General features: G+C 64.4%; 18 protein-coding genes and 1 tRNA gene. 9 read left to right on the top strand and 10 right to left on the bottom strand.

Annotated elements, in window-relative coordinates:
* Window positions 1-5: 5 nt before the first annotated feature.
* The 3 genes from IE116_RS09660 to IE116_RS09650 form a co-directional block, all read right to left on the bottom strand.
* Window positions 6-1,355, bottom strand: a complete 1,350-nt coding sequence (locus tag IE116_RS09660) for a serine hydrolase domain-containing protein (RefSeq protein ID WP_189611914.1) — start codon at window positions 1,353-1,355, stop codon at window positions 6-8.
* A gap of 211 nt (window positions 1,356-1,566) precedes the next feature.
* On the bottom strand, window positions 1,567-3,549 hold the full coding sequence (locus IE116_RS09655; RefSeq protein WP_189611911.1) for a PAS domain-containing sensor histidine kinase: 1,983 nt from the start codon (window positions 3,547-3,549) through the stop codon (window positions 1,567-1,569).
* Window positions 3,546-5,120 carry a BCCT family transporter gene (locus tag IE116_RS09650; RefSeq protein WP_189611909.1) on the bottom strand — a complete coding sequence of 525 codons (1,575 nt, stop codon included), beginning with the start codon at window positions 5,118-5,120 and terminating at the stop codon, window positions 3,546-3,548. Before IE116_RS09650 ends, IE116_RS09655 begins: the two co-directional genes overlap by 4 nt.
* Before the next feature lie 326 nt (window positions 5,121-5,446).
* Between IE116_RS09650 and IE116_RS09645 the strand changes: the two genes are divergently transcribed.
* The 3 genes from IE116_RS09645 (at window position 5,447) to IE116_RS09635 (ending at window position 8,159) form a co-directional block, all read left to right on the top strand.
* Window positions 5,447-6,466 (top strand): 2-dehydropantoate 2-reductase, encoded by a 1,020-nt coding sequence (locus tag IE116_RS09645; RefSeq protein WP_189611907.1) that lies wholly within the window; start codon window positions 5,447-5,449, stop codon window positions 6,464-6,466.
* A gap of 177 nt (window positions 6,467-6,643) precedes the next feature.
* Entirely contained in the window at window positions 6,644-7,513 is an 870-nt protein-coding gene (locus IE116_RS09640) for a fumarate hydratase (RefSeq protein ID WP_189611905.1), read from the top strand.
* 10 nt (window positions 7,514-7,523) lie between these two features.
* The gene (locus IE116_RS09635; RefSeq protein ID WP_189611903.1) at window positions 7,524-8,159 is read left to right on the top strand and encodes a fumarate hydratase C-terminal domain-containing protein; all 636 of its coding nucleotides are present in this window, start codon (window positions 7,524-7,526) and stop codon (window positions 8,157-8,159) included.
* 122 nt (window positions 8,160-8,281) lie between these two features.
* Here IE116_RS09635 and glgX read toward each other — a convergent pair whose 3' ends face one another.
* The 6 genes from glgX to metC form a co-directional block, all read right to left on the bottom strand.
* Window positions 8,282-10,474 carry a glycogen debranching protein GlgX gene (gene glgX / locus IE116_RS09630; RefSeq protein WP_189611901.1) on the bottom strand — a complete coding sequence of 731 codons (2,193 nt, stop codon included), beginning with the start codon at window positions 10,472-10,474 and terminating at the stop codon, window positions 8,282-8,284.
* Between the two features lie 236 nt (window positions 10,475-10,710).
* Window positions 10,711-11,988: a D-amino acid dehydrogenase gene (locus IE116_RS09625; RefSeq protein ID WP_189611899.1), complete on the bottom strand. Its 1,278-nt coding sequence runs from the start codon at window positions 11,986-11,988 to the stop codon at window positions 10,711-10,713.
* A 10-nt stretch (window positions 11,989-11,998) separates the two neighbouring features.
* Entirely contained in the window at window positions 11,999-12,994 is a 996-nt protein-coding gene (locus tag IE116_RS09620; RefSeq protein ID WP_189611896.1) for a Bug family tripartite tricarboxylate transporter substrate binding protein, read from the bottom strand.
* Between the two features lie 57 nt (window positions 12,995-13,051).
* A complete protein-coding gene (locus tag IE116_RS09615) occupies window positions 13,052-13,831 on the bottom strand; it encodes an SDR family NAD(P)-dependent oxidoreductase (protein ID WP_189611894.1) in 780 nt (259 codons plus the stop codon).
* 18 nt (window positions 13,832-13,849) lie between these two features.
* Entirely contained in the window at window positions 13,850-14,785 is a 936-nt protein-coding gene (locus IE116_RS09610; protein ID WP_189611892.1) for a 4-hydroxy-tetrahydrodipicolinate synthase family protein, read from the bottom strand.
* Between the two features lie 98 nt (window positions 14,786-14,883).
* Window positions 14,884-16,071, bottom strand: a complete 1,188-nt coding sequence (gene metC / locus IE116_RS09605; RefSeq protein WP_189611890.1) for a cystathionine beta-lyase — start codon at window positions 16,069-16,071, stop codon at window positions 14,884-14,886.
* Between the two features lie 157 nt (window positions 16,072-16,228).
* On the opposite strand from metC, the gene IE116_RS09600 reads away from it, so the two are divergent.
* The 3 genes from IE116_RS09600 (at window position 16,229) to IE116_RS09590 (ending at window position 19,135) form a co-directional block, all read left to right on the top strand.
* Complete coding sequence (locus IE116_RS09600; protein ID WP_179585862.1) at window positions 16,229-16,687, top strand: Lrp/AsnC family transcriptional regulator; 459 nt, start codon at window positions 16,229-16,231, stop codon at window positions 16,685-16,687.
* 31 nt (window positions 16,688-16,718) lie between these two features.
* A complete protein-coding gene (locus IE116_RS09595; protein ID WP_189611888.1) occupies window positions 16,719-19,049 on the top strand; it encodes a molybdopterin guanine dinucleotide-containing S/N-oxide reductase in 2,331 nt (776 codons plus the stop codon).
* Between the two features lie 11 nt (window positions 19,050-19,060).
* Window positions 19,061-19,135: transfer RNA gene (locus tag IE116_RS09590), tRNA-Arg, on the top strand.
* Window positions 19,136-19,201: 66 nt separating this feature from the next.
* On the opposite strand, the gene IE116_RS09585 is transcribed toward IE116_RS09590, so the two are convergent.
* Window positions 19,202-20,137, bottom strand: coding sequence for a LysR substrate-binding domain-containing protein (locus IE116_RS09585; RefSeq protein WP_189611886.1), 936 nt, complete (start codon window positions 20,135-20,137; stop codon window positions 19,202-19,204).
* A 115-nt stretch (window positions 20,138-20,252) separates the two neighbouring features.
* Here IE116_RS09585 and IE116_RS09580 point away from each other — a divergent pair, with 115 nt between their 5' ends.
* Genes IE116_RS09580 through IE116_RS09570 form a run of 3 tightly spaced genes read left to right on the top strand, consistent with a single transcriptional unit; the run spans window position 20,253 to window position 23,397 of the window.
* On the top strand, window positions 20,253-21,179 hold the full coding sequence (locus IE116_RS09580; protein WP_189611885.1) for an HTD2 family dehydratase: 927 nt from the start codon (window positions 20,253-20,255) through the stop codon (window positions 21,177-21,179).
* Window positions 21,176-22,486, top strand: a complete 1,311-nt coding sequence (locus IE116_RS09575) for a CaiB/BaiF CoA transferase family protein (protein WP_189611883.1) — start codon at window positions 21,176-21,178, stop codon at window positions 22,484-22,486. The genes IE116_RS09580 and IE116_RS09575 overlap by 4 nt, the downstream gene beginning before the upstream one ends.
* Window positions 22,483-23,397: an HpcH/HpaI aldolase/citrate lyase family protein gene (locus IE116_RS09570; protein ID WP_189611881.1), complete on the top strand. Its 915-nt coding sequence runs from the start codon at window positions 22,483-22,485 to the stop codon at window positions 23,395-23,397. The genes IE116_RS09575 and IE116_RS09570 overlap by 4 nt, the downstream gene beginning before the upstream one ends.
* Window positions 23,398-23,447 lie beyond the last annotated feature (50 nt).

The following is a 23,447-nucleotide window of genomic DNA, read 5'->3' as shown; positions in this document are numbered from 1 at the left end:
CGCAATCAGCGCACGGCCTTCACCACCGCATCAAAGAAGTCGATATTGTTGACCACGCCTGCGCCCGTGGGCTTGGACTGCGCGCCCCAGGTCACGATCACGACCTTTTCTTTCTGGTTGATGTAGACGTTCTGCCCGAAGATGCCGGTGGCGTAGAAGGCCTTGTCGAGGGCCGACTGGCCGGTGGTGGGCACCCACCACATGTAGCCGTAGAAGGGCAGCGGCGTGCCGCCGGTCAGGGTCTTGGGACTGCCGGCTTCGGCGACCCAGGTGGGGGGCACGACCTGCACACCCTGCGCCCGGCCATCGTTCATGATGAAGAGCCCGAAGCGGCCATAGTCGCGCAGCGTGGCGCTGATGCCGCTGCCGCCGATCTCGACGCCATCGGGCGAATCCAGCCACCAGTTGGCTTCGGCTTCCATGCCCACCTTGGACCAGATCTTTTCCGACAGATATTGCGCCAGCGGCTTCTTGACGGCGCCGCGCAGCAGTTCGCCTGCGATCTGCGTTTCGCCGGTGCTGTAGTTGTTGACGGTGCCGGGGGCGGCCGCGCGTGGCAGCTTGGCCATCAGGTCCAGCGCCGTGCCGGGCTTCTGGCCGATCTGCGCTTCGAGCAGCGCGCGCCGGTCGGACGCGGGATTGGTGTAGGTCTCGTCCCATTTGACGCCCGACGCCATCATCAACACATCGCGCACCGTCACGCCATCGTAGGCGCTGCCGGCCAGCCGGGGTACGTACTTGACGACCTGATCGTTCAGGCTCGCAATCAGTCCGTCCTGGATGGCGGCGCCGATCAGCGTGGACGTGATCGACTTGGCCACCGACATCGACATCCAGCGCGTCTTTTCGGTATTGCCGTACAGATAGGCCTCGTGCGCGATCTCGCCGTTCTTCAGCACCAGCAAGCCTGACACGCGATTCAATGCCAGATAGTCGACCAGGTCGTAGGTCCTGCCGCCCGACGTGAACTGCACCGCCGTCAGTTGTTTTGCCGCCTTGGGCAGGGCAAGCGGCGTGGCCGATGGCGTGATGGACCGGGTCGGGAACAGCCGATCGATGTTGCGGAAAGTGTTGACCGACAGATCCGGCGTCAGCGCGCCGTCATACACCTGTCGCACGGTCCCGATGGGTTCCTGCGCATGCGGATACGCGGTGGGCGTGGGCGTAGCGTTGTCGTCATCGCCGCCGCCACAGGCCGCCAGGGTGGTCAGCGCAGCCAGCGCCAGGGCGCGCGACAGTCTGCGCGTGTGGAGGCTGTCGAAGATGATCGAATAGGTCAACGGGGGGTGGGTGCGCAACACAGCCGGCTTGCCTGACGGCACGCGCGACGGCGCCTGAACGGGATGGTGGGTCATGTCTGTCTCCTCGACCTGGTGTGGCAGGCCGTTCCCCCGGACGCGCATTCCTGGCCGCCCGGGGGGACGTCCTGCATCGTCAACCCGGCGCGGAAATTATTATGTGTGCACGTACGTGCGTACCGCCCGGGTAGCCGAGGTATAGCACCAACCGCCGGCTTCCGCCCGCGAAGATTGCTCAACCATGAGCATGTTCAACGTTGCCGATTGCTCAGGTTTGAGCGCGTGAAGGCAGTTCGCGGCGGGTCTCGCGCGGCAATGTGAAGCGCACGGTGGCTCCCTGGCCGGGTTCGCCATACGCGCTGATCTTGCCACCATGCCGCTCGATGATGCGGCGGCAATGCGCCAGGCCCACCCCAGTGCCTTCGAAGTCGCGATTGGAGTGCAGGCGCGTGAACATCTGGAACAGCTTGTCGACGTTGTTCATGTCGAAGCCCGCGCCGTTGTCGCGCACGCACACGGCGGTCATGTGCTCGAATTCTTCAGACCAGATTTCGATGATGCTCATGGGCTTGTGACGCGTGAACTTGAGCGCGTTGCCGATCAGGTTGACCATCACCATGCGGATCAGTTGCGGGTCGGCATAGACGCGGGGCAGCGCTTCGATGCGCCACACCAGATTGCGCGAGTGCAGGTCGGCCGACAGTTCGGACCGGATCTCTTCGACCATGACCCCCAGCGGCCAGACGGACTGCACGATCCCGGCACGGCCCAGGCGCGACAGCTCCAGCAACGCGTCGATCGTGCGGTTCATGCGCTCGGCGGTGGCATGCAGCGCGGTCAGCATGGGTTTGACGTTGCCATCGGGCTGCTCGAGCTTGCGCAGCATGATGTCGGCGGCCGACATGACCTGCCGCGCGGGCGCGCGCAAGTCGTGGCTGACCGAGGTCGTGAAGGCTTCGAGTTCGGCCGTGCGTTCCGCCACCCGCAGTTCCAATGTCTCGTTCAATTGCCGGACCTTTTCTTCGGTCAGGCGGCGTTCGGTCACGTCGACGCAGAACAGCTCGACCAGCTGCTTGCCGTCACGCGTGACGCTGATGGCGGCCAGTTCCACATCGCGCACTTGCGAGTTCAGCGCGACCAGGCGATGGTGCCGGAATTCGGCAAATCCCGGCGCATCGGCCAGCATGGCAATGCGGTCGCGCACGGCGGCGCGGTCGGCTTCAATGATGAATTCCGAGAACGGCCGGCCAACCGCGCGGCCAGACCATTCGGCCGACAGCATCATCAGCGCGGCCGGGTTGGCGTACGAAATGAGGCCGTCCACCTGTGTCAGGATCGCGATCGGCGCATGGTCCACCACCGCGCTGTACATGGTTTCCCGTTCGGCCAGCGCGCGTTCCATGCGCAGGCTGTCGGTGCGATCCAGCATCAGCACCAGTGAATCGAAGCGGCCGTCGTCGCCCGGGGTGGTGGGCGCAACGAACACGTCGAATTCCCGCGTGGTGCCATCGGGAAGATTGAAGCTGAAGCTGTAGGTGCCGGGCTTGCCGCGGGCTGCTGTCGCAAAGTGCGGCGCCGCGAGCATCGATGCGCGGCGGGGCCACAGGTCGGTCATCGACTGGGCCAGGCACTCGGGCAGTGTCTTGCCCAGCAAGGACAGGTAGGGGTCGTTGGCGTAACGCAGGATCGCGTCGGCGTCGTACAGGGCGACCGCCACGGGCAGGCCGCCGAACATCAGGTGCAGTTCCTGCGCCTGGTCCAGCATGATGCGCCGGTCGCGTTCCTTTTCCGCATTGGCCAGCGCGGCGGCAATGCGCCGTTCGATGGTCTGCTGCACGCTCAGGTGCAGCAGCACGACGGCCAGCAATGCCGTGATCGAAAAGGTCATGCCCAGCGGGGGTTCGCGTATCGCCCACAAGGTCGGCAAGGGATTGACGACGGCACGCCATATCTCGATGAAGAAGGTGGTCAGCACCGCCACCAGGCACACCGGAACCGATTCCCGCAGCCGGAACATCAGGCCCGCCACGATCAGCACGGCCAGCCAGGGCAGGGCCACATAGGCATGCAGCCCGCCGCTGGTCAGGGTGGCGAGCATCGACAAGACGGTCACGCCATAGACCAGGGTGCGCGCAGCCAGCCGAGCGCGGCGCCGGGCGAGCAGCACGCCCGCCACGATGGCGACCGCCACGGCGCCGATGGCAAGCATGGCGGGCGCAAGCACCCAACTGCCGGGAAGGAGAGGACTCATCGGGGGGCGTCAGGCGCCTTGCCGGCGCGTGCGCGCAGGTGCTGTTTTACGATGTCCCGTACTTCCTGCGAATGCAAGGCACGGTGCAGGGCCTCTTCGGTTTCGTCGATCTCGGTCTGGTCCTGCATGATGGCTCTTAGCGTCGATGTCACCACGACGACCAGCACCACCGTGAACGGCAAGGCCATCACGATCGTCATGGCCTGGACGGCCTCGAGCCCGCCCGCCAGCAGCAGCGCAATCGCGATCAGTGCGATCAGGATGCCCCAGACCAGCTTGAGTTTTGCCGAGGGGTCGCCCTTGCCGCCGTTGCTGATCACGCCCATCACGAACACGCCCGAATCGCCCGACGTGACAAAGAACACCACGACCAGCACCGTCGCCACCCCGGATAGAAGGGCTTTCATGGGAAGGTAGTCGAACAGCATGAACAGCGCCGACGATGGTTCCTTGAGGGCAGCCTGACCGATGCCTGCGTTCTGGAAAATGTCGAAGTGCAGGGCGCTGCCACCAAAGATCGAGAACCAGATGAAGCAGGTCAGCGCCGGCACGAACATGGCGCCGATCAGGAATTCGCGGATGGTGCGGCCGCGCGAAATCCGCGCGATGAACAGGCCCACATAGGGCGCCCACGCAATCCACCACGCCCAGTAGAAGATGGTCCAGTCCGCGAACCAGCCGCCGCCCGTGAACGGCGTCAGCCGCAGGCTCATGCGGACAAATTCGCTGATATAGCCCCCGAGCGAAGTGGTCAGCGTGTCGAGGATGGCCGCCGTCGGGCCAACAACGAAGACAACGGCGGCAAGGACGACCGCAAGCAGCAAATTGAAGTTGGACAGCAGCTTGACGCCGCGATCGAGCCCGGACAGCGCCGACGTCAGGAAGGCGACCGTGGCGCACACGATGATGACGATCTGCGCCGTCGGTCCGACCGGCACCCCGAACAGCTGTGCCAGACCGCTGTTGATCTGCATGGCGCCGAAACCCAGGCTGGTTGCGATACCGAAGGCCGTGGCGACCAGCGCCAGGATGTCGACGATCACGATCCACTTGCCGCGCCACCGCTCGGGCAGGCCGCCCAGCGTGGAACTGATGGTCATGGGCGCCTGGCGGCGAAACTGGAAGAACGCGACGGCCATGCCGAAGGTGCAGTAGATCGCCCAGGGGTGCAGGCCCCAGTGGAAAAAGGTGTAGCGCATGGACGCGTTGGCGGCGGCCGCGGTGACGGGTTCCACGCCGGGCGGGGGCTGCAGGTAGTGCGAGACGGGTTCGGCGACGCCCCAAAACATGAGGCCGATGCCCATGCCGGCGGCAAAGAGCATCGAGAACCAGGATTTGCGGTCGTACACCGGCTTTTCGTCGTCGCCGCCCAGGCGGATGTTGCCGAAGCGGGAACACACCAGGAAGAAGCAGACGAGGACCAGGGCAAAGACCACCCATAGGTAGAACCAGCCGAAGCTGCGGGTACTGAACGCAAGGATGGCGTCCATCGCGCCGCTCATCGAGGTGGGGCTGGCAAGCGCCCAGATGACGAACAGGCCGACTAACGCCAGGGAACTCCATAAGGCCACAGTGACTCTCCTGCAAGGGACGGGGGGTGACCCCGGCGTGCACCGGGGATTCCGTCGGCAGACCGGGCATCGCGGGCGGGTCCAGGGTGAGGCGTCTGGCGCGAAACGATTCTTGGATCGTGGAACTCGGGGATTTTACCTGCAACTGTCGGGTTGTCTGAGGGGGGGGCCGCAGGAAGTGGTTTTATTGTCTGGCTTTGGGGTTCTTGCGGTGCGGTGGGTCTTTCTTGCTACCCAAAATGAAACGCCGCAACGTCACCGGCATCCGCCGTTTCACGCTGGCGTAAGATCGGCCGCATCTCAATCGGCGCGAGCAGGAGTCAGGTATGTCGCAACAGGGTGCAGGTCGGACAGCGGGTGCTGCAAGAATTTGTGTGGTCGGAGCCGGGGCGATTGGCGGGTTTTTTGCGGCGCGGCTGGCGGGGGCGGGGCATGAGGTCAGTGTGCTGGCTCGCGGTGCGTTGACGGGGATCTTGCAACAGCATGGGATCCGGTTGACGTCGGGGGGCGTGGAGACGGCGTATCCGGTCACGGCGTCGGATCGTGCGGCGGAGCTTGGGGTGCAGGACATGGTCATCATTACCGTCAAGGCGCCAGCGCTGGCGTCGGTGGCGGCGGCGATCGGGCCGTTGATCGGGCCCGATACGATCGTCATCCCGGCGCTCAACGGGATTCCCTGGTGGTTCTTTTTGAATGACGGCGTGGCGCTGAGCGGAACGCGCCTGAAGCGGGTGGATCCGGACGGCAGCATTGAAGCGCGCATCCCCCTGCAGCATGTGATCGGCGCTGTCGTGATCGCCTCGTGTTCCACGTCGGCGCCCGGGCAGGTGGTGCACGCGTCGGGCAACAAGGTGGTGTTTGGCGAGCCGTCGGGTCAGCCCGGCGAACGGGCGGATCGGGTGGCGGCGATCTTTGCCGGTGCGGGGTTCACGGCGACGGCCAGTCCGGATATCCGCCGGGACGTCTGGGCCAAGTTGCTGGGCAATGCCTGCTTCAACCCGGTCAGCCTGCTCACGCAATCGCCCACCGACCTGATGCTGGCCGATCCCGGACTGGAGCAATTGTTCGTCGGAATGATGAACGAGTTGCTGGCACTGAGCCGCGCGCTGGGAATCGGTCTCGAGATCGCACCCGAACAGCGCATCGGCGAGACGCGCAAGCTGGGGCATATCAAGACGTCCATGCTGCAGGACCTGGAGTCGGGCCGCAGCGTGGAACTGGACAGCATCGTGGGCGCGGCGATCGAGGCGGCCGATGTGGCCAAGGTGGACGTTCCGCTGCTGCGCACGGTGTTCAGCATGGCGGTCCAGCGCGCGCGGATGGCGGGGATTTACGACGACGCCTGATCGCCATCGACAAGGCGGCGCGATCCGCAGCACTGCCGGCCGCTGACCCTGCGTTTCATGCAGTGAAACTGCCGGCAGTCCCTATGGCGCGGCCACCGTGCTTGGCGCATTCTTGCGGCCAGCGCGTTCCTTACCCTTAGAACAGGAGACGCCGCAGTCTTCTGCGGCGGGTGGCCCATGGCGATTTCCAGTGAACTGATCCGGTCAGTCACGTCCTCTATGTACGAGTGGTCGTTGAAAAAAGTCCCGGACGATACCCAGCTCGAACTGGCGCGCGCCAGCGAGCGCGAACGTACCGAGGTGGCGAAGAACACCTTCCGCATCATGCTGCAGAGCGCCGATGCCGCCGAGCGCGAAGACCACCTTGTCTGTTCCGATGTCGGTGTCCCGACCTACTCGATCAAGGTCGGCACGCAGGTGTCGTTCTCGGGCAGCGTGCGCCAGGCCATCGTCGATGGTTTCGCCGACCTGGCCGCGCGCATCGATCCGCCGATCCTGCAGATGGTCACCAATCCGCTGACCTTGCAGCGCAGCTATGTCGGCAAGAACATGCCGATCGTGTCCTTCGACATGGTTGACGATGTCGACTATATCGAGATCATCTGCGCCCCCAAGGCGCTGGGCACCGGCCGGTGGGAATCGATCGAGACCTTCGTGTATCCGTCCCTTGCCGTCATCGAACGCTACGTGCTGGACTCGGTGCTCAAGGCCGGCTCGCAGCCCTGTCCGCCCATCGTGGTGGGCGTGGGCATCGGGGGCACCTTCGATACCGCGGCCAGAATGGCCAAGGAGTCCGTGCTACGCCCTTTTGGCCACCAGAACCCCGAACCGATTCTTGCCGACATGGAACAGCGTCTGCTCAAGGCGATCAACGCGACCGGCTTCGGCCCGATGGGTACCGGCGGCGACACCACGGCCATGGCGGTGCACATCGATTATTCGTCGGGCCACGGCTTCACGCCGGTCGCCGTCGCCTTCAATTGCTGGATCAACCGCCGCACGCGCGCGCGGATCTATAACGATGGCCGCGTGGTCAGGATCGAGTAGGAGCACCGTCATGAGCACCACCCATCGTCTGACCCTGCCCGTGAGCGCCGACGACATTGCCGCGGTCCGTGCTGGCGACCTGGTCTATCTGGATGGCGACATCGTCGTCACCATCGGCCTGCCCACCCACCAGCGCATGATCGACTGCGCGGCGCGCGGCGAGGCCTTGCCGGTCGATCTGCACGGCGGCGCCTTCCTGCATCTCAGTTCGTACAACCGCGAGGCCGACACGCCGTCCGGCCATGAAGCGCTGTACATGAACCCGACCACCAGCACCCGCTACACCGCCTTCATGCCGACCCTGATCCGCGCCTACGGACTGCGGGTGATCGGCGGCAAGGGCGGGCTGGATGCCGAAAGCGTCAAGGCCATGCAGGAAGTCGGGTGCATCTACCTCTCTTTCCTGGGCGGCGGCGCGACGCTGCTGGCTCGCGCGATCAAGGAAGTCGTCGCCGTGGACTGGGAGGAGTACATCTCGCAATTTCGTTTGGTCACCCTGCGCGTGGAAGGGCTGGGGCCGGCCACGGTCGGCATCGATGCGCATGGCAACAGCCTGTACGACAGCCTGCGGCACACCGCCACGGACCGCCTGCCTGCCATCCTGGAAGAGCTGGACCGGACACGCGCGCCGCTGCCCGGCCACTGAGCAGGTCAGGACGAAAAAATGCCCCATGGCCGCGATGCGGGCCATGGGGCATTCGTCTTTGTGTCGCCATTACCGGCCAGCCGAAGGGCGCTGGGGCCCTCCGGGTGCGCCCGGCGCTTGTCTTACAGTGCCGCAGCCGGCGACGTATCCGTCATGCGGGTTTCGATCTTCTCGAACACCTTGCCGGTCGCGCCCTTGGCTTCCAGCGCGAACACCAGCATCGAGTTGCCCGTCACCTGATATTCCTCGCCCGAGTTGAAGACCGGCAGGTCCTCGCGCACCGGCATGTTGGTGTCGAGAATGCAGGTCCACTGGTCCGGACCAGGAATGTTCGGCAGCGTGAAGTTGACCGTGTCGTGATAGGCATTGAACACCATCAACAGGGTCGCATCCGACGCCGGGCGCTTGATACCGGTCGCCTGTGCACGGCCGTCAATGACCATGCCGAAGCAGCGCATCGATGCATCCGCCCACTGCTCGCTGGTCAGCTCGGTGGCTGATGGCGACAGCCACTTCACGTCGGTCACGTCCAGGTCTTCGTTGTACTCGCCGATGAAGAAGCGGCTACGACGCAGCACCGGCAACTGGCGGCGCAGGAACAGCAGCTTGCGCGTGAACTCGTGCAGCGCGTGGCCTTCCTCGCTGATGTTTTCCCAGTCGAGCCAGCTGATCTCATTGTCCTGACAATAGGCGTTGTTGTTGCCTTGCTGGGTACGGCCGATTTCGTCACCCGCGAGCAGCATGGGCGTGCCCTGCGACAGCAGCAGCGTGGCCAGCATGTTGCGCTTCTGGCGTTCACGCAGGTTGATGATGTCCGGATCGTCGGTCGGGCCTTCGACGCCGCAGTTCCACGACTTGTTGTCCGAATGGCCATCGCGGTTGTCTTCACCGTTCGCTTCGTTGTGCTTTTCGTTGTACGACACCAGGTCGTTCAGCGTGAAGCCATCATGCGCGGTAATGAAGTTGACGCTGGCCCACGGCTTGCGGCCGCGGCGATTGAACTTGTCGCCCGACGCCGTGATGCGCGTGGCGAAGTCGGCGGCGGTGCCTTCGTCGCCCTTCCAGAAGCTGCGCACGGTATCGCGATACCGATCGTTCCATTCGGCCCAGCCGGGTGGAAAGCCGCCCACCTGGTAGCCGCCCGGGCCGCAATCCCAGGGCTCGGCAATCAGCTTCACGCTGGACAGGATAGGGTCCTGACGGCAGCTGTCGAGGAACCCGCCGCCTTCGTCGAAGCCGTGGTCTTCGCGGCCAAGAATCGTGGCCAGGTCGAACCGGTAGCCGTCGACCTTCATCTCGGTCACCCAGTAGCGCAGGCTGTCCGTCACCATCTGCAGCGTGCGCGGATGGCTCAGGTTCAGCGTGTTGCCAGTACCGGTGTCGTTGATGTAATAGCGCTTTTCATCGGGCATCAGGCGGTAGTACGACGCGTTGTCGATTCCCTTGAACGACAGGGTCGGCCCCATCTCGTTGCCTTCGGCGGTGTGGTTATAGACCACGTCAAGAATCACTTCCAGCCGCGCCTCATGCAGGCGGTCGACCATGTCCTTGAACTCTTGCACGGCCTCGCCCGAGAAGTACCGGGGGTCCGGCGCAAAAAAGCCCAGGGTGTTGTAGCCCCAGTAATTCTTCATGCCTTTTTCGAGCAGGTAGCTGTCGTTCACGAACGTGTGGATGGGCAGCAGTTCGACCGATGTGACACCCAGGGTGCGGATGTAGTCGATGATCTCTTGCTGCCTCAGGCCCGCAAACGTGCCGCGCAGTGCTTCGGGCACATTCGGATGGCGTTTGGTAAAGCCGGCCACGTGGGCTTCGTAGAACACGGTGCGGTCCCACGGCACGATCAGCCCGGTGGGGCGTTCGCCAGGCATGGTCGAGTTGACCACCACGCACTTCGGCACGAAGCGGGCGCTGTCGCGCTCATCGAAAGTCAGGTCGCCATCTTCATGGCCCATCTGATAGCCGAACACTTCGGGCGCCCAGCTCAACTCGCCGATATGCGCTTTGGCATAGGGGTCGAGCAACAGCTTGTTCGGGTTGAAGCGGTGGCCTTCCAGCGGCAGGTAGGGGCCGTAGACCCGGTAGCCGTACACCGTGCCCGGCGGCAGTTCGTGCAGGTAGCCGTGCCACACTTCGTCGGTGTATTCAGGAAGCTCGATACGCTCGAGTTCAGTCTCGCCCTTGGCGTCGAACAGGCAAAGTTCCACCCGTTCCGCGTGGGCAGAGAACAAGGCGAAGTTGGTACCTTTTCCGTCCCAGGTCGCGCCCAGGGGGTTAGGTGTACCTTCGGAAAGTCGGTAGCGGCCAGATTGCATGTTCGTCTCTTCGGTCAGCAGGGTGTTCAGTGAGGAACGAGCATGAAGCAAACGAAATGCCGTTGCAGTTTCCGCGGGCGTAAAAGGTGTAAGTCATTGATCTGCGTCAGTCAGGTTTACCGGGACGTTGCACGCTTTTACACGATCATCTCGCCGCATCACGGCGGACCGCCATGTGCACTGCAACATCTCGTCAGCACTGTGACGCCGCGTTGCAAAATGCAACGTGCGGCGGCTCAGGCGCGAAAGCGTTCGGCTGTCAGCCCGTCCAGGTCGATCTCTGGCGTACGCCCGTGCACGATGTCGGCCACGATCTTGCCGGTGCCGCAGGACTGGGTCCAGCCATTGGATCCGTGGCCACTGTTCAGGAACAGGTTGGGGTACTGCGTGCGGCCCAGGATGGGTGGGCCATCGGGCGTCATCGGGCGCAGCCCTGCCCAGAATTGCACCTTGCCGAAATCCAGCCCGCTCGGAATCAGCTCTTTCACGACGCGTTCGATCAGCGCCTTGCGATTGGCATCGAGTTCCAGCCCGTAACCGGTCAGCTCGGCCATGCCCGCAGCGCGGATCCGGTTGCCCAGCCGCGACATCATGATCTTGTTGTGTTCGTCCATGATCGCGACGCGCGGCACGGACGCGCCGGCGCCGCTCGCGTCATCAGCGTCCATCGGCACGGTGATCGAATAGCCCTTGAGCGGATACACCGGCAGGCGGATGCCCAGCGGCGACACCAGGAAGGGCGCGTGGCTGCCCAGCGCGACCACATAGCTGTCGGCCTGCATGGCGCCCCGGTCGGTCAACACGGACTCGACCTGTCCGCCCGCGGTCCGGATCAGCTGCACTTGCGTGTCGTACTGGAAGGTCACGCCACGGGCTGCCAGAAACGCCGCGAGTTCATTGACGAACTTGTAGCTGTCGCCCGACGCGTCGGCGGGCATGTGCAGCGCACCAGCCACCGCCACCGTGGAATGCACCATGGCCGGTTCGACGGCGGCAAGTTCCTGCGGGCCCAGCAGCTTCCAGGGCACGCCGAATTCATCGAGCGCCTTGGCCGACAGCCGGCCGATGTCCAGTTCGGCCTCGGTGCGAAAGATCTGCAGCGTACCGCCGTCGTGGAAGTCGAAGTCGTTAAGCGGGGCTTCGGCCGCGATGCCTTTCAGGCAGCGCAGGCTGTAATGCGCCACCCGCTGCATGCGCAGCTTGTTGACGCGGAAATGGTCGGGGGTGCATTGCTGCATCCACCGGATGATCCACTGGATCTTGCGGGGGTCGAGCCCCAATGAAAACCGGATTGGCGAATCCGGCTGCATCGACATCTTGAGCACCTTGGCCACCATGCCCGGCGCGGCCCAGGGGCCGGCAAAGCTGGGGCACAGGCCCCCCGCGTTGCCGTAGCTCGTTTCCCGGCCGGGCCCGGCCTGCCGATCGACGACCACGACGTCGTGGCCGTCACGCCAAAGAAAATAGGCGGTCGCGATGCCGACCACGCCGGCGCCCAGCACGAGAACTTTCATGGATCTGGACTCAATCCACCGTGATGTTGGCTTTTTCGATCACGACCTTGTAGCGGGCGGTCTCGGCATCGATGAACTTGGCAAAATTGGCCGAGTTCTTGTAGGCCGATTCGAAGCCGAAGGTCTCGAGCTTGGACTTCATGTCGGGCTGGGCCATGATCCGCGACGACGCGTCGTCCAGTTGCTTGACGATGGCGGGCGGCACGTTTGCCGGCGCCCACAGGCCATACCAGGAGTACAGCTCGAAATCCTTCATGCCCGATTCACGCAGGGTGGGCACGTCGGGCAGCAGGGGGCTGCGCTGCGCGCCGGTCACCGCCAGCGCCGTCAACTTGCCGGCCTTCACGAAGGGCAGCGACGACAGCATGGGGTCCATCATGGCCTGCACCTGGCCACCGACCAGGTCCTGCAGCGCCGGGGCCGCGCCCTTGTACAGCACGATCGGGATCTGGCTCAGGTCGTTTTCGTACAGGAATTGCGCGGCGCCCAGATGGCCGGCCGATCCGAAGCCGCTGGTAGCGAAGCTGTAGCGATTGGGACTGGCCTTGAACTTGGCGATCAGGTCCGATACCGAGGTCGCGCCGACCGAGGGCGGCACGCTGAAGATCAGCGCGCCTTGCGTCAGCATGCTGACGGCCGTGAAGTCCTTGACCGCATCGAACTTGATGCTTTTTTTGTACAGCAGGGGATTGATCGAATGGATCGACGCGTTTACATACAGCGTGTAGCCATCGGCCTCGGAACGCGCCACGTGCTGCGCGCCGATCATGCCCGATGCGCCGGCCCGGTTTTCGACGATGACCGACTGCTTCAACTCGTCCTTGAGCTTCTCGGCAAAGATGCGCGCGACGCTGTCGACCGCGCCGCCAGGCGCGTGGGGCACGACGATCGTGACCGGACGGGTAGGGTAGGACTGGGCCGTGGCAAAACCGGCGTGGGCGAGCGCAGCCGCGCCCGCCAGGACAACAGTGTGGCGCACGAACGTGCGGCGATTTGAGCGCGTCATTGCAAGTTTCCCCAACGAGTTGATAGTGTGATTGTTTGCGCCTCCCCTCCCTGCTTGCTAGAACGTACCGGGGTATCCTCCGCCGTCGATCAGCAGGCTCTGGCCGGTCATGTAGCCGGCATGCGCCGAACACACGAAGGCGCAGAGCGCGCCCAGTTCTTCGGCACGGCCATAGCGGCCCGCCGGATTGTTGCTGCCACGCTCTTCCCACAGCTGGTCGAAGGTCTTGCCCGTCGTGTCCAGCATGCCGTTGATGTGGCGGCGCTGCGCATCGGTCGCGAACACGCCGGGCAGCAGATTGTTGATGGTGACGTTGTGGCGCACCGTCTGCCGTGCCAGCCCGGCCACGAAGCCGACCAGGCCGGAGCGCGCGCCGTTGGACAGCCCGAGCTCGATCTGCGGCGTCTTCACGCTGCGCGACACGATGTTGACGATGCGGCCGAACTTGCGTTCGATCATGCCGTCCACCGTGCGCCGGATCATTTCGATCGGGCCCAGCATCATCGCGTCGAGCGCGGCATGCCAGTCGGCGATGGTCCACGTGCGAAAGTCCCCGGGTTCGGGGCCGTCGGCGTTGTTCACCAGGATGTCCGGCGCCGGGCAGGCCGCCAGAGCGGCATCGCGGCCCGCTTCGGTCGTGATGTCCGCGATCACCCAGCGCACGGGCGTGCCCGTTTGCGCGGTGATCTCGGACGCCGCGGCTTCCAGCGTCGCCTGCGTGCGCGCCGCGATCACGACGTGCACGCCTTCACTGGACAGTTGCTGCGCAACCGCGCGGCCCATGCCCCTGCTGCCCCCGAAAACCAGGGCGGTCTTGCCGTTGATGCCGAGATCCATGAAAGATGCCCGCCGCGATCAGATGGACTTCAGCTCGGGCGAGCTCCAGCCGTATTGCTTGTCGAGCTCCAGTTCCTTGACGATGCGCAGGCCCTTTTTCAAACCGTCGGGCGCCATGGCCTTGAGCGGCTTGCGCAGTTCGCCGGCGGGCAGGCCCACGGCCTTCATCAGCGACTTGATCGCGACCGGATTGATGGCCGAGTACGAGTAATGCAGCATCGGCAGCAGGCCAAGGTACGAATCGCGGAAGCTGGTCGACACGTCAGGCGTGTTCCATGGCTTGGAAATCGTGGCCAGTTCGGCCGGCGCAATGTTGCCGGTCATGTTGGCGGTGCCGTGTCCGCCCAGGCTCATGGTCGGCACGACCAGGCCCAGGTTGGGCGAATCGCAGCACATCACGGACACGTCCGGGCGCGCCGCCAGCACCTGGGCCACCTGGCCCACGCGCGTGGTCGATTCCTTGTGCACCACGTAGTTGGGGTGCTTGAAGATGCGCAGCAGGTTGTCCCAGTGCAGATCGCTCTTGACCCGCGGCGGGTTGTTGTAGATGCCCAGCGGCAGGTCGGTCGCGTCGGCCACTTCCATGAAGTAGTCCTCGATCGCGTCTTCCGGTGCGCAGATGTATGCAGGCGCCGCCAGGATGGCGCCGTCGGCGCCGTTGGCGTTCGCAAAGCGCAGATAGTCGATGGTGGTTTCGGTGTTGTTGCCCGTGCAGCCGTAGAAGAACTTCATCTTGCCGGTCTTCATCTTGGCGGTTTCGGTAATGATCTGGTGACGCTCGGCCTGCGACAGCATCGAGACTTCACCGGTCGAGCCCATCATCAGCACGGCCGACGTGCCCTGCGATTCCTGCCACTGCAACAGGGTGCGGAACCCCTCGAAGTCGACGCTGCCATCCTGGTTGAACGGCGTGATCAGCGCGACGAAAGAACCTTCGATCTTCATCTTGGACATTGCAATTCCTACTGTTCGTGTTTCCCGACATGATAACGCCGGGCGGGACGGTTCCAGGGCAGGCGCCTTGGCGCCGTGGTTATAAGCAAATTCAGGTATCAGGCCGCTCTGGCTTCTGCGCGGGCCAGGGCAGCAAAGCCTTTTTCCAGATCGGCGATCAGATCGTGCGGGTCTTCCAGGCCGACATGGATGCGGATCCCCTGGCCACTGAAGTTCCAGCGCCTGGTGGTGCGATCGCCTGGCGTGAAGGGCAGGGCCAGGCTTTCGAAGCCGCCCCACGACACGCCCAGGCCGAACAGCGCCAGGTTGTCGATGAAGGCTTCGACCGCGGCGGGCGACACGGGCTTGAGCACCATCGCGAACAGGCCGCAGGCCCCGGTAAAGTCGCGCTTCCACAACGCGTGGTCCGGGTGGCTGGGCAGGGCCGGGTGCATGACGGCCTCGACTTCCGGGCGCGACTCCAGCCACTTGGCCACCAGGACGCCGGCCGACCAGTGCTGATGCAGGCGCACTGACAGGGTCCGCAGGCCGCGCAGGGCCAGGTAGACGTCATCGGGGCCGGCGGTCTGGCCCAGGTCATAGGTGGTCTGCTTGATCCTGGGCCAATATTTTTCATTGGCCGTGACCGTGCCGAGCATGGCGTCGGAATGGCCGACGATGTACTTGGTGGCAGCCTGGATCGAGACATCGACGCCATGCGCAAACGGCTTGTAGAACAGGGGCGTGCCCCAGGTGTTGTCCATGACCACGGCCGCGCCGTGACGGTGGGCGACGTCGGCGATGGCCGGGATGTCCTGGATTTCGAAGGTTTCGGATCCGGGAGACTCCACATAGACGATTTTGGTGTTCGGACGCATCATCGACGCGATGTCGGCGCCGCAGCAGGGGTCATACGATTCGACCTCGACGCCATAGCGGGCCAGCACCCGCGTCGCAAAGCTGCGGGTAGGCGAATACGAACTGTCGGTGACCAGGATGTGATCGCCGGCCGACAGCAACGCGGTCAGCGCCGAGACGGCCGCCGCCAGGCCCGACGGGCAAATCAGGGTGCGATAGCCGCCTTCCAGTTCCGCGATCGCTTCTTCCAGTGCGTGGTGGGTCGGAGTGCCGAAACGGCCATAGGTGCTGACCCCGGCTTCGTCCGCGGCACGTCGCTTCTTGGTCTTTTCCCAATCGGCCAGCGTGGGGAAAAGGATGGTCGACGCACGGAATACCGGAGTGTTGACCATGCCGGCAAAACGTTCGGGATGCCGGCCGGCCGCGATCAATCGGGTTGTCTCATTCATTCGGAACCTGTGGTGTGAAGGATGCTTGGGTGGTTGCCACCTCGTCACGAAAGTGTAATTTCCGGGCACTGGAAAATTATTTCTTTATTGATCGGTAATCTTTAGAATATTAGGAAAATATTTATCAATGAAACTTTAAGATGGTTGAAAAATCTCCATGGATAAAAAAGACAGCAATATTCTTTCTATCCTGCAGGAAGATGCCACCCTGTCGGTAAACGAGATCGCCGAGCGGGTCAGCCTGTCGCCCACCGCATGCTGGAAGCGGATCCAGCGGCTCACGCAAGATGGCATCATCCGCAAGCAGGTGTGCCTGCTGGACAGCAAGAAGCTGGGGGCGGGCGTCACGGTCTTCGTCGCCATCAAGACCAACCGGCACGACATGCAATGGCTGCAGCAGTTTGCCGCCGGTGTGCGTGACATGCCCGAAGTGGTCGAGTTCTACCGCATGAGCGGCGAAACCGATTACCTGCTCAAGGTTGTCGCGCCCGATATCCAGGGCTTTGACGTCGTGTACAAGCGGCTGATCCAGATCGTCGAACTGTTCGACGTCAGTTCCAGCTTTGCCATGGAAGAATTGAAGTACACCACCGCACTGCCGCTCGATTACCTCTGATCCCCCTACCCGATTGCTGACTCACGCCCCCATGACCACTGATACCCGACGTTTTCCTTCGCTGTCGCACTGGGGCGCCTATACCGCCGTGGTGCAGGACGGCCGCCTTGTCGATTGCGAGCCGTTCCACCGCGACAGCGCGCCGTCGGCCATCCTGTCGTCCATGCCGGGCATGGTGCACTCGCCGCTGCGTGTGCGGCGCCCGGCCGTGCGCAAGGGCTGGCTGGAACAGCGCGAAGGCAGTGACCGCACCGCGCGCGGCAGCGACGCCTTCGTGGAAGTCAGCTGGGACAAGGCGCTGGCGCTGGTCGCTGGCGAACTGGGCCGCGTGCGCGGCACCTATGGCGATTCGGCGATTTTTGGCGGATCCTACGGCTGGTCGTCGGCAGGGCGGCTGCACCATGCCCGAACGCTCACGCACCGCTTCCTGAACAGCGGGGGCGGGTGCATCAACCAGGCGGGCAACTACAGTTGGGGCGCCGCGCAGTTCCTGTTGCCGCACGTGATCGGCAGCTACATGCCCGTCACAGGCCGCGTCACCGACTGGCAAAGCGTGATCGCGCACACGCGCCTGTTCATTGCATTCGGCGGACTGGCGCTGCGCAATGCGCAGATCACGTCGGGCGGCGCGGGGGACCATTCGACTGCCGCGTGGGTGGCCAAGGCGCGTGATGCGGGGGTGCAGTTCGTCGTCATCAGCCCGACCCGCGGCGATGTCCCCGACGACCTGGACGCGCGCTGGATTCCGATCCGCCCGAATACCGACACGGCGCTGATGCTGGCCATGCTGCATACCTTGATCGATGCAGGCCTGCACGACCGCGCCTTTGTGCGTTCGCATTGCGTGGGCTTCGAGCCGCTGGCCGACTACGTCATGGGCGTGACCGACGGCCAGCCCAAGGATGCCGCCTGGGCCGAGGGCATCACCGGCGTGCCGGCCGATACCGTGCGTCAGCTCGCGCTCGACGCCGCCGGCACGCGCAGCCTGCTGACCTGCACGTGGTCCTTGCAGCGCGCGCATCACGGGGAACAACCCTACTGGACCTGCATTGCGCTGGCCGCGGCCATCGGGCAGATCGGCCTGCCGGGTGGCGGCTTTGCGTTCGGGCACGGGTCGATGAACGGGGTGGGCAATCCGCGCCCCGACGCGCCGGGCCCCGAGATGGGCGCGGGCGCCAATCCACTGGGCAAGTCGATTCCGGTGTCCCGCCTGTCCGACATGCTGCTCTATCCCGGACAGCCGTACGAGTTCAATGGCCGTCACGACACCTATCCCGACATCCAGATGATCTACTGGGCGGGCGGCAACCCTTTCCATCACCACCAGGACCTGAACAAGCTGGTGCGCGGCTGGCAAAAGCCCCAGACCGTGGTCGTGCATGAAAGCTGGTGGACGCCCACCGCGCGGCGCGCCGACATCGTGCTGCCGGCCACCACTACATTGGAACGCAATGATATTGGCGGGTCATCCCGCGACCGGTTCGTGCTGGCCATGCACCAGGCCCTGCCGCCGCAAGGCCAGAGCCGCAACGACTTCGAGATCTACCGGGAACTGGCGGCCATGGCCGGGCACGAGGCCGCGTTCACCGAAGGCCGCACCGAAATGGAATGGCTGCGGCACATTTTCGATGGCATGGCCAAGGGCTGGGCGCGCGGCGGCTTCGCCATCCCGGATTTCGACACCTTCTGGGCGCAGGGCTATGCCGAATTGCCGCCGCCCGAACGGGACTTCGTGCTGTTCGACACCTTCCGCGCGGACCCGGTCGCGCATGCGCTCAAGACACCGTCGGGCAAGATCGAACTGTATTCGGAGCGGATTGCGGGTTTCGAGTACGCCGATTGCCCGCCGCACCCCACGTGGATGCCGCCGGCGGAATGGCTGGGCGCCGAAGCCGCCGAAACGTGGCCACTCCATCTTGTGACGTCCCAGCCGGCCGACAAGCTGCATTCGCAAATGGACGCGGGTGTGCTGTCGGTGGCGGCCAAGGTGGCGTCGCGGGAACGGGTGCGTCTGAACCCGTCCGATGCTGCGGCGCGGGGCATCCAGGCCGGCGAGGTGGTGCGGGTGTTCAACGATCGGGGTTCCTGCCTGGCCGGCGCGGTGATCGATGCCGACGTCATGCCGGGGGTGGTGGTCATGTCCACGGGGGCCTGGTTCGACCCGCAAAGCACCAGTCTGGAACGCCACGGCAATCCCAATGTGTTGACGATGGATGTGGGCACGTCGCAGCTGGCGCAGGCACCCAGCGCGCTGTCGGCGCTGGTCAATGTCGAGGGCTGGACCGGGGATGCGCCCCCCGTGCAGGCCTTCGTGCTTCCCGAGGGCATCGGGTCGCAGACCACGGTTGGCGATACCGTATAATCCGCGCCAGTCTCCCCGTCGCACAATGGATAGTGCAATCCCCTCCTAAGGGATAGATGCAGGTTCGATTCCTGCCGGGGAGACCAGATGGACACCGCGTGACGTCCTTGCGCGGCTTGCGCTGCCGGCATCGCTGCGGCACCTGTCTGCCGTCATCCCTCTACCGCGATTGCCCCCGACATCGCGTCGTCGACCTTGTCGCGTGTCAGCCCCGGCGCCACCGTCTCCACAAAATCGTATTGATGCCGCGGCCAGTAGGCCCCCCGGCGCGCGACCACGTACACCGTGCTGGTCGGAAACAGATGATCGATGGGCGCCGCCGCCAGGTTGCGATCCAGGTCGCTGGAATAGGCGATGACCGGAATCACGGCCAGCCCCAGGCCGATCGACGCGTAGTACTTCATCACCTCCACATCCGTGCCCCGGACCGCAATCTTCGGCGCCAGTCCGGCGTCATCAAAGGCCTGGATCAGCCGCCGGCCGATCGCGTGCTGCTCGCTGTAGGTAATCAGGGGGTAGGCCGCCATGGTCTCCAGCGTGATGGGCCCATTGAACACGGCATGGTCCGGCGGGCCGATCAATACATGCTTGAAGGTGTAGCAGGGGATGGCGACCACCGAAGGCGGCAAGGCCGGGGGCAGGGTGGAAATGCCCAGGTCGGCCTGGCCCGTCAGCACCAGGTCGGCGATTTCGCTGGGGTTGGCCTGCACGATGTTCAGCGCGATTTCCGGGTGACGCCGCGCAAAGCTGGGAATGATGTCCTGCAGCGCATAGCGCGCGTGCGTGTGGGTCGTGGCAATCACCAGCCGGCCCTGCGCGCGCTGCTGGTGGTCGCTTACGATCAGGCCGATGTCCTGGGCGGCGGCGAGCATGGCGCGGGCGCTGCGCAGCACGTCTTCGCCCACATCGGTCAGTCCTAGCAATCGGCTCTTTGACCGCACCAGCAAGGTCGCGCCCAGGCTGTCTTCGAGCTGTTTGATCTGTTTGCTGACCGCGGGCTGCGTCATGCACAGCACGCGAGCAGCGCGGGAAATGCTCATGGCTTCGTCAACGACGACACAGAAAGCCCGTATCTGCTGCAGTTTCATGATCCGGCCGGAAAGGGGTATAGCGGTTTGGAATGGACATGAGCAATTTATCAGTTTTCGGAAATGGGTGAGCCGGCTAGGATGCAGTCATACAGAAAAACCTCACGGAGACACAGTGAACGCCACCCCATCCGCCACGACGCCCGACCCGTCCGCCGGCGCTGCGCCTGCCGACGACCTGCAGGCCTGGATCGGCCGCACCGAAACCGTGACCGACACCGTGACGCCGCAGCTGGCCGAACGCCTGGCCGCCACCGTGGAATCGAGCCGGGTCGGATTGCGCCGGGGCGATCCCCTGCCGCAGGGCTGGTACAGCGTGCTGTTTCCCCGAGTGGTGCCGCGCTCGCAGATCGGTCGTGACGGTCATCCGGCACTGGGCGACTTCCTGCCGCCGGTTGCCTTGCCCAAGCGCATGTTCGCGGGCAAGCGCATGCAGTTCGTGGCTCCCCTCCTGATTGGCGACGACGTCGAACGGGTATCCGAGATCGCGTCGATCGCCAACAAGCAGGGCAGCACCGGTCCCCTTGTGTTCGTGACCCTGCGCCATACGATCCGCAACGCGGCTGGCGTGGCCGTGATCGAAGAGCAGGACGTCGTGTATCGCACGGCCGCGTCGTCGATCGGCAAGGAAGGCGCACCGGCTGCGGCAGCCAAGGCTTCGGCCCCGGCGTTTACCGCAGACAAGACGTCGCCCGTCATCACCGCCGATCCGGTCATGATCTTTCGCTACAGCGCCCTCTGCTTCAACGGACATCGCATCCATTACGACCAACCGTATGCCACCGGCGTGGAAGGGTATCCCGGCCTGGTGGTCAACGGCGGCCTGTCGACCCTGTGCGCCATTGAACATCTGCACGACGCGTGGGGCATGCCGTTCGCGACCCTCAGTACACGGAACACCTCGCCGCTGTTCGAAGGCCAGCCCTTCCACGTCGAAAGCGCGCAGGAAGGGGATGGCACCATCGGCTTTCGTGTCGTGAGCGAGGCGGGCAAGACGATCGTGATGGGTCAGGCCACGCTGGCTGACGGGAGCAAGGCATGAGTACGGAAATCAACCAAGGGGCGGGAGTGAATGCAGCTGCGGCATCCGCAAGCGGCCAGCGCGCGCCCCTTGAAGGCATGCGCATCGTCGACCTGACGCAGGTGGTGGTCGGCCCGCTGGCCACGCAGATCCTGGCGGACTTCGGCGCAGAAGTGATCAAGATCGAACACCCGACCGGTGACCTGTCGCGCTGGATCGGTGGCCGCTCGCCCACCACGCCGGGCATGTCGGGCAAGTATCTGCACCTGAACCGCAACAAGAAAAGCCTGGCGCTGGACTTGAAGAAGCCGGGCGCACTGGATTCGCTCAAGAAGCTGATTGCAACCGCGGACGCCGTGGTGCACAACATGCGCCCGCAAGCCGCGGCGCGCCTGGGCCTGGCGCCCGAAGACCTGCAGAAGCTCAAGCCCGACCTGATCTATTGCAGCGTCGTCGGCTTCGGCCAGGAAGGCCGCTACAAGGACAAGCCGGCGTACGACTCGATCATCCAGGGCGCATCGGGCCTGGCCTCGATCAACGATGGCACCGACGGCGTGCCGCGTTATGTGCCCATGGTCATCGCGGACCGCACGGTCGGCGTCATGCTGGCCAACTGCCTGCTGCTGGCCGTGGTGCAGCGGCTGCGTTATGGCGGCCCGCAAGTGGTCGAGCTGCCCATGTTCGAAAGCATGGCGGCCTTTGTATTGGCCGAGCACATGTTCCTCAAGACCTTCGATCCGCCGCTGGGTGGCGCCGGCGACAGCCGCCTGCTCAATCCCAACTCGCGCCCGATCAAGACGCTGGATGGCTACATCTGCATGACCGCCAATACCGATCCGCAGGTGCATGCCATGTTCCGCGCGATTGGCCGTCCGGAACTGAGCGTCGATCCGCGCTTTGCCGACAAGAAGGACCGCTTCGAGAACATCGGCGAGATGTTCCGCATCCGCAACGAGATCTTCGCGACGAAGACGACCGCCGAATGGCTGGCGATCCTGGAAGCCGAAGACCTGCCCGCCATGCCCATGCATACGCTGGACTCGGTGCTTGAAGATCCGCACCTGGCGGACACGGGCCTGTTCCAGAAGGTCGAGCATCCGACCGAAGGGACCCTGACCAATCTGCGCAACCCGGTGCGCTTTGCCACCTATACGCCGGCATTGCGGAACATCGCGCCGCATATCGGCGAGAACAGCCGGGATGTGCTGCACGAGGTCGGCTATAGCGATGACCAGATCGATGCACTGATTGCCGCTGGCGCTGTGGCGCAATATGCGCCCAAGGCAAAAAATGTGGCGGCAGCCGAGGCCGCAAAGGCGCAGGCATGAGCGGAACGATCGTGAAGCGCGCACTGCCCGTCTGGCGGTCCTTGCTGTACGTGCCCGCCAACGTGCCAAAGTTCGTCGACAAGGCGCACACGCGCGGCGCCGACGCCATCATCCTGGACCTGGAAGACAGTGTGCCGGTTTCCGAAAAGGCATCGGCCCGCCTGGGTTTGCAAGCTGCTGCGCGGACCGTGCGGCAGGCCGGTGCCGATGTCGTTGTGCGCATCAACCGCCCGCTGTCCCTGGCCGTGCGCGACATTGAAGCCTGCGTGCTGCCTGAAGTCGATGGCATTGCCATCACCAAGGTCGACGGCGCGTCGCACGTCCGGCTGATCGACGAACTCGTCAGTGAACTGGAGATCCGCCAGGGGCTGCCGCTGGGCCACACCCGGCTGATGGCCATGATCGAAACGCCCGATGCATTCGAGGTCATGACCGAGATCGCGCGTGCGTCCGCGCGCATGGTGGCGATCAACATCGGCGGCGAAGACTTCGCGCTGAACGGCGGCTTCGAGCCGACCGATGAAGCCCTGCTGATGCCCAAACAACGCATGATCCTGGCGGCGCGCGCAGCCGGCGTCATGCCGCTGGGCTTCATTGCATCGGTTGCGGATTTTTCGGACATGGACCGCTTTCGCGCCATGGTGCGCCGGTCACGTCAATTCGGTTTCGATGGCGCAAGTTGCGTGCATCCCGGACAAGTTGCTGTCGTCAACGATGAATACGGCCCGAATGCCGACGCCGTGGCCTACGCACGCCGGATTCTGGATGCCAACGTCCAGGCCGAAGCCGAGGGCAGGGCGTCCTTCCAGATCGACGGCAAAATGATCGACGTGCCCGTGGTGGAACGCGCGCGGCGCCTGCTTGCGCGGCATGCCAGCATCGAGGCGCGTCACCGCAGTCAAGTCAGATAACGCGGTCAACTCAGATAACGCAGTCAAGCAAGATAGGTTTTTTGTCGAAA

Origin of the sequence: Pigmentiphaga litoralis (genome assembly GCF_014651835.1) — a bacterium.
Taxonomy (GTDB): Bacteria; Pseudomonadota; Gammaproteobacteria; order Burkholderiales; family Burkholderiaceae_B; genus Pigmentiphaga; species Pigmentiphaga litoralis.
The sequence above is the reverse complement of the archived record's forward strand: the minus strand, read 5'-3'. Positions and strand labels throughout refer to the sequence as shown.

Bases quoted from the DNA above. Each gene is read 5' to 3' on its own strand.
- IE116_RS09635 (WP_189611903.1), top strand. From the start codon at position 7,524: ATGAGCACCACCCATCGTCTGACCCTGCCCGTGAGCGCCGACGACATT.
- IE116_RS09615 (WP_189611894.1), bottom strand. From the start codon at position 13,831: ATGGATCTCGGCATCAACGGCAAGACCGCCCTGGTTTTCGGGGGCAGC.
- IE116_RS09655 (WP_189611911.1), bottom strand. From the start codon at position 3,549: ATGAGTCCTCTCCTTCCCGGCAGTTGGGTGCTTGCGCCCGCCATGCTT.
- IE116_RS09595 (WP_189611888.1), top strand. From the start codon at position 16,719: ATGACCACTGATACCCGACGTTTTCCTTCGCTGTCGCACTGGGGCGCC.
- IE116_RS09575 (WP_189611883.1), top strand. From the start codon at position 21,176: ATGAGTACGGAAATCAACCAAGGGGCGGGAGTGAATGCAGCTGCGGCA.
- IE116_RS09660 (WP_189611914.1), bottom strand. From the start codon at position 1,355: ATGACCCACCATCCCGTTCAGGCGCCGTCGCGCGTGCCGTCAGGCAAG.
- IE116_RS09625 (WP_189611899.1), bottom strand. From the start codon at position 11,988: ATGAAAGTTCTCGTGCTGGGCGCCGGCGTGGTCGGCATCGCGACCGCC.
- IE116_RS09640 (WP_189611905.1), top strand. From the start codon at position 6,644: ATGGCGATTTCCAGTGAACTGATCCGGTCAGTCACGTCCTCTATGTAC.
- IE116_RS09610 (WP_189611892.1), bottom strand. From the start codon at position 14,785: ATGTCCAAGATGAAGATCGAAGGTTCTTTCGTCGCGCTGATCACGCCG.
- IE116_RS09620 (WP_189611896.1), bottom strand. From the start codon at position 12,994: ATGACGCGCTCAAATCGCCGCACGTTCGTGCGCCACACTGTTGTCCTG.
- IE116_RS09570 (WP_189611881.1), top strand. From the start codon at position 22,483: ATGAGCGGAACGATCGTGAAGCGCGCACTGCCCGTCTGGCGGTCCTTG.
- IE116_RS09645 (WP_189611907.1), top strand. From the start codon at position 5,447: ATGTCGCAACAGGGTGCAGGTCGGACAGCGGGTGCTGCAAGAATTTGT.
- metC (WP_189611890.1), bottom strand. From the start codon at position 16,071: ATGAATGAGACAACCCGATTGATCGCGGCCGGCCGGCATCCCGAACGT.
- IE116_RS09585 (WP_189611886.1), bottom strand. From the start codon at position 20,137: ATGAAACTGCAGCAGATACGGGCTTTCTGTGTCGTCGTTGACGAAGCC.
- IE116_RS09600 (WP_179585862.1), top strand. From the start codon at position 16,229: ATGGATAAAAAAGACAGCAATATTCTTTCTATCCTGCAGGAAGATGCC.
- glgX (WP_189611901.1), bottom strand. From the start codon at position 10,474: ATGCAATCTGGCCGCTACCGACTTTCCGAAGGTACACCTAACCCCCTG.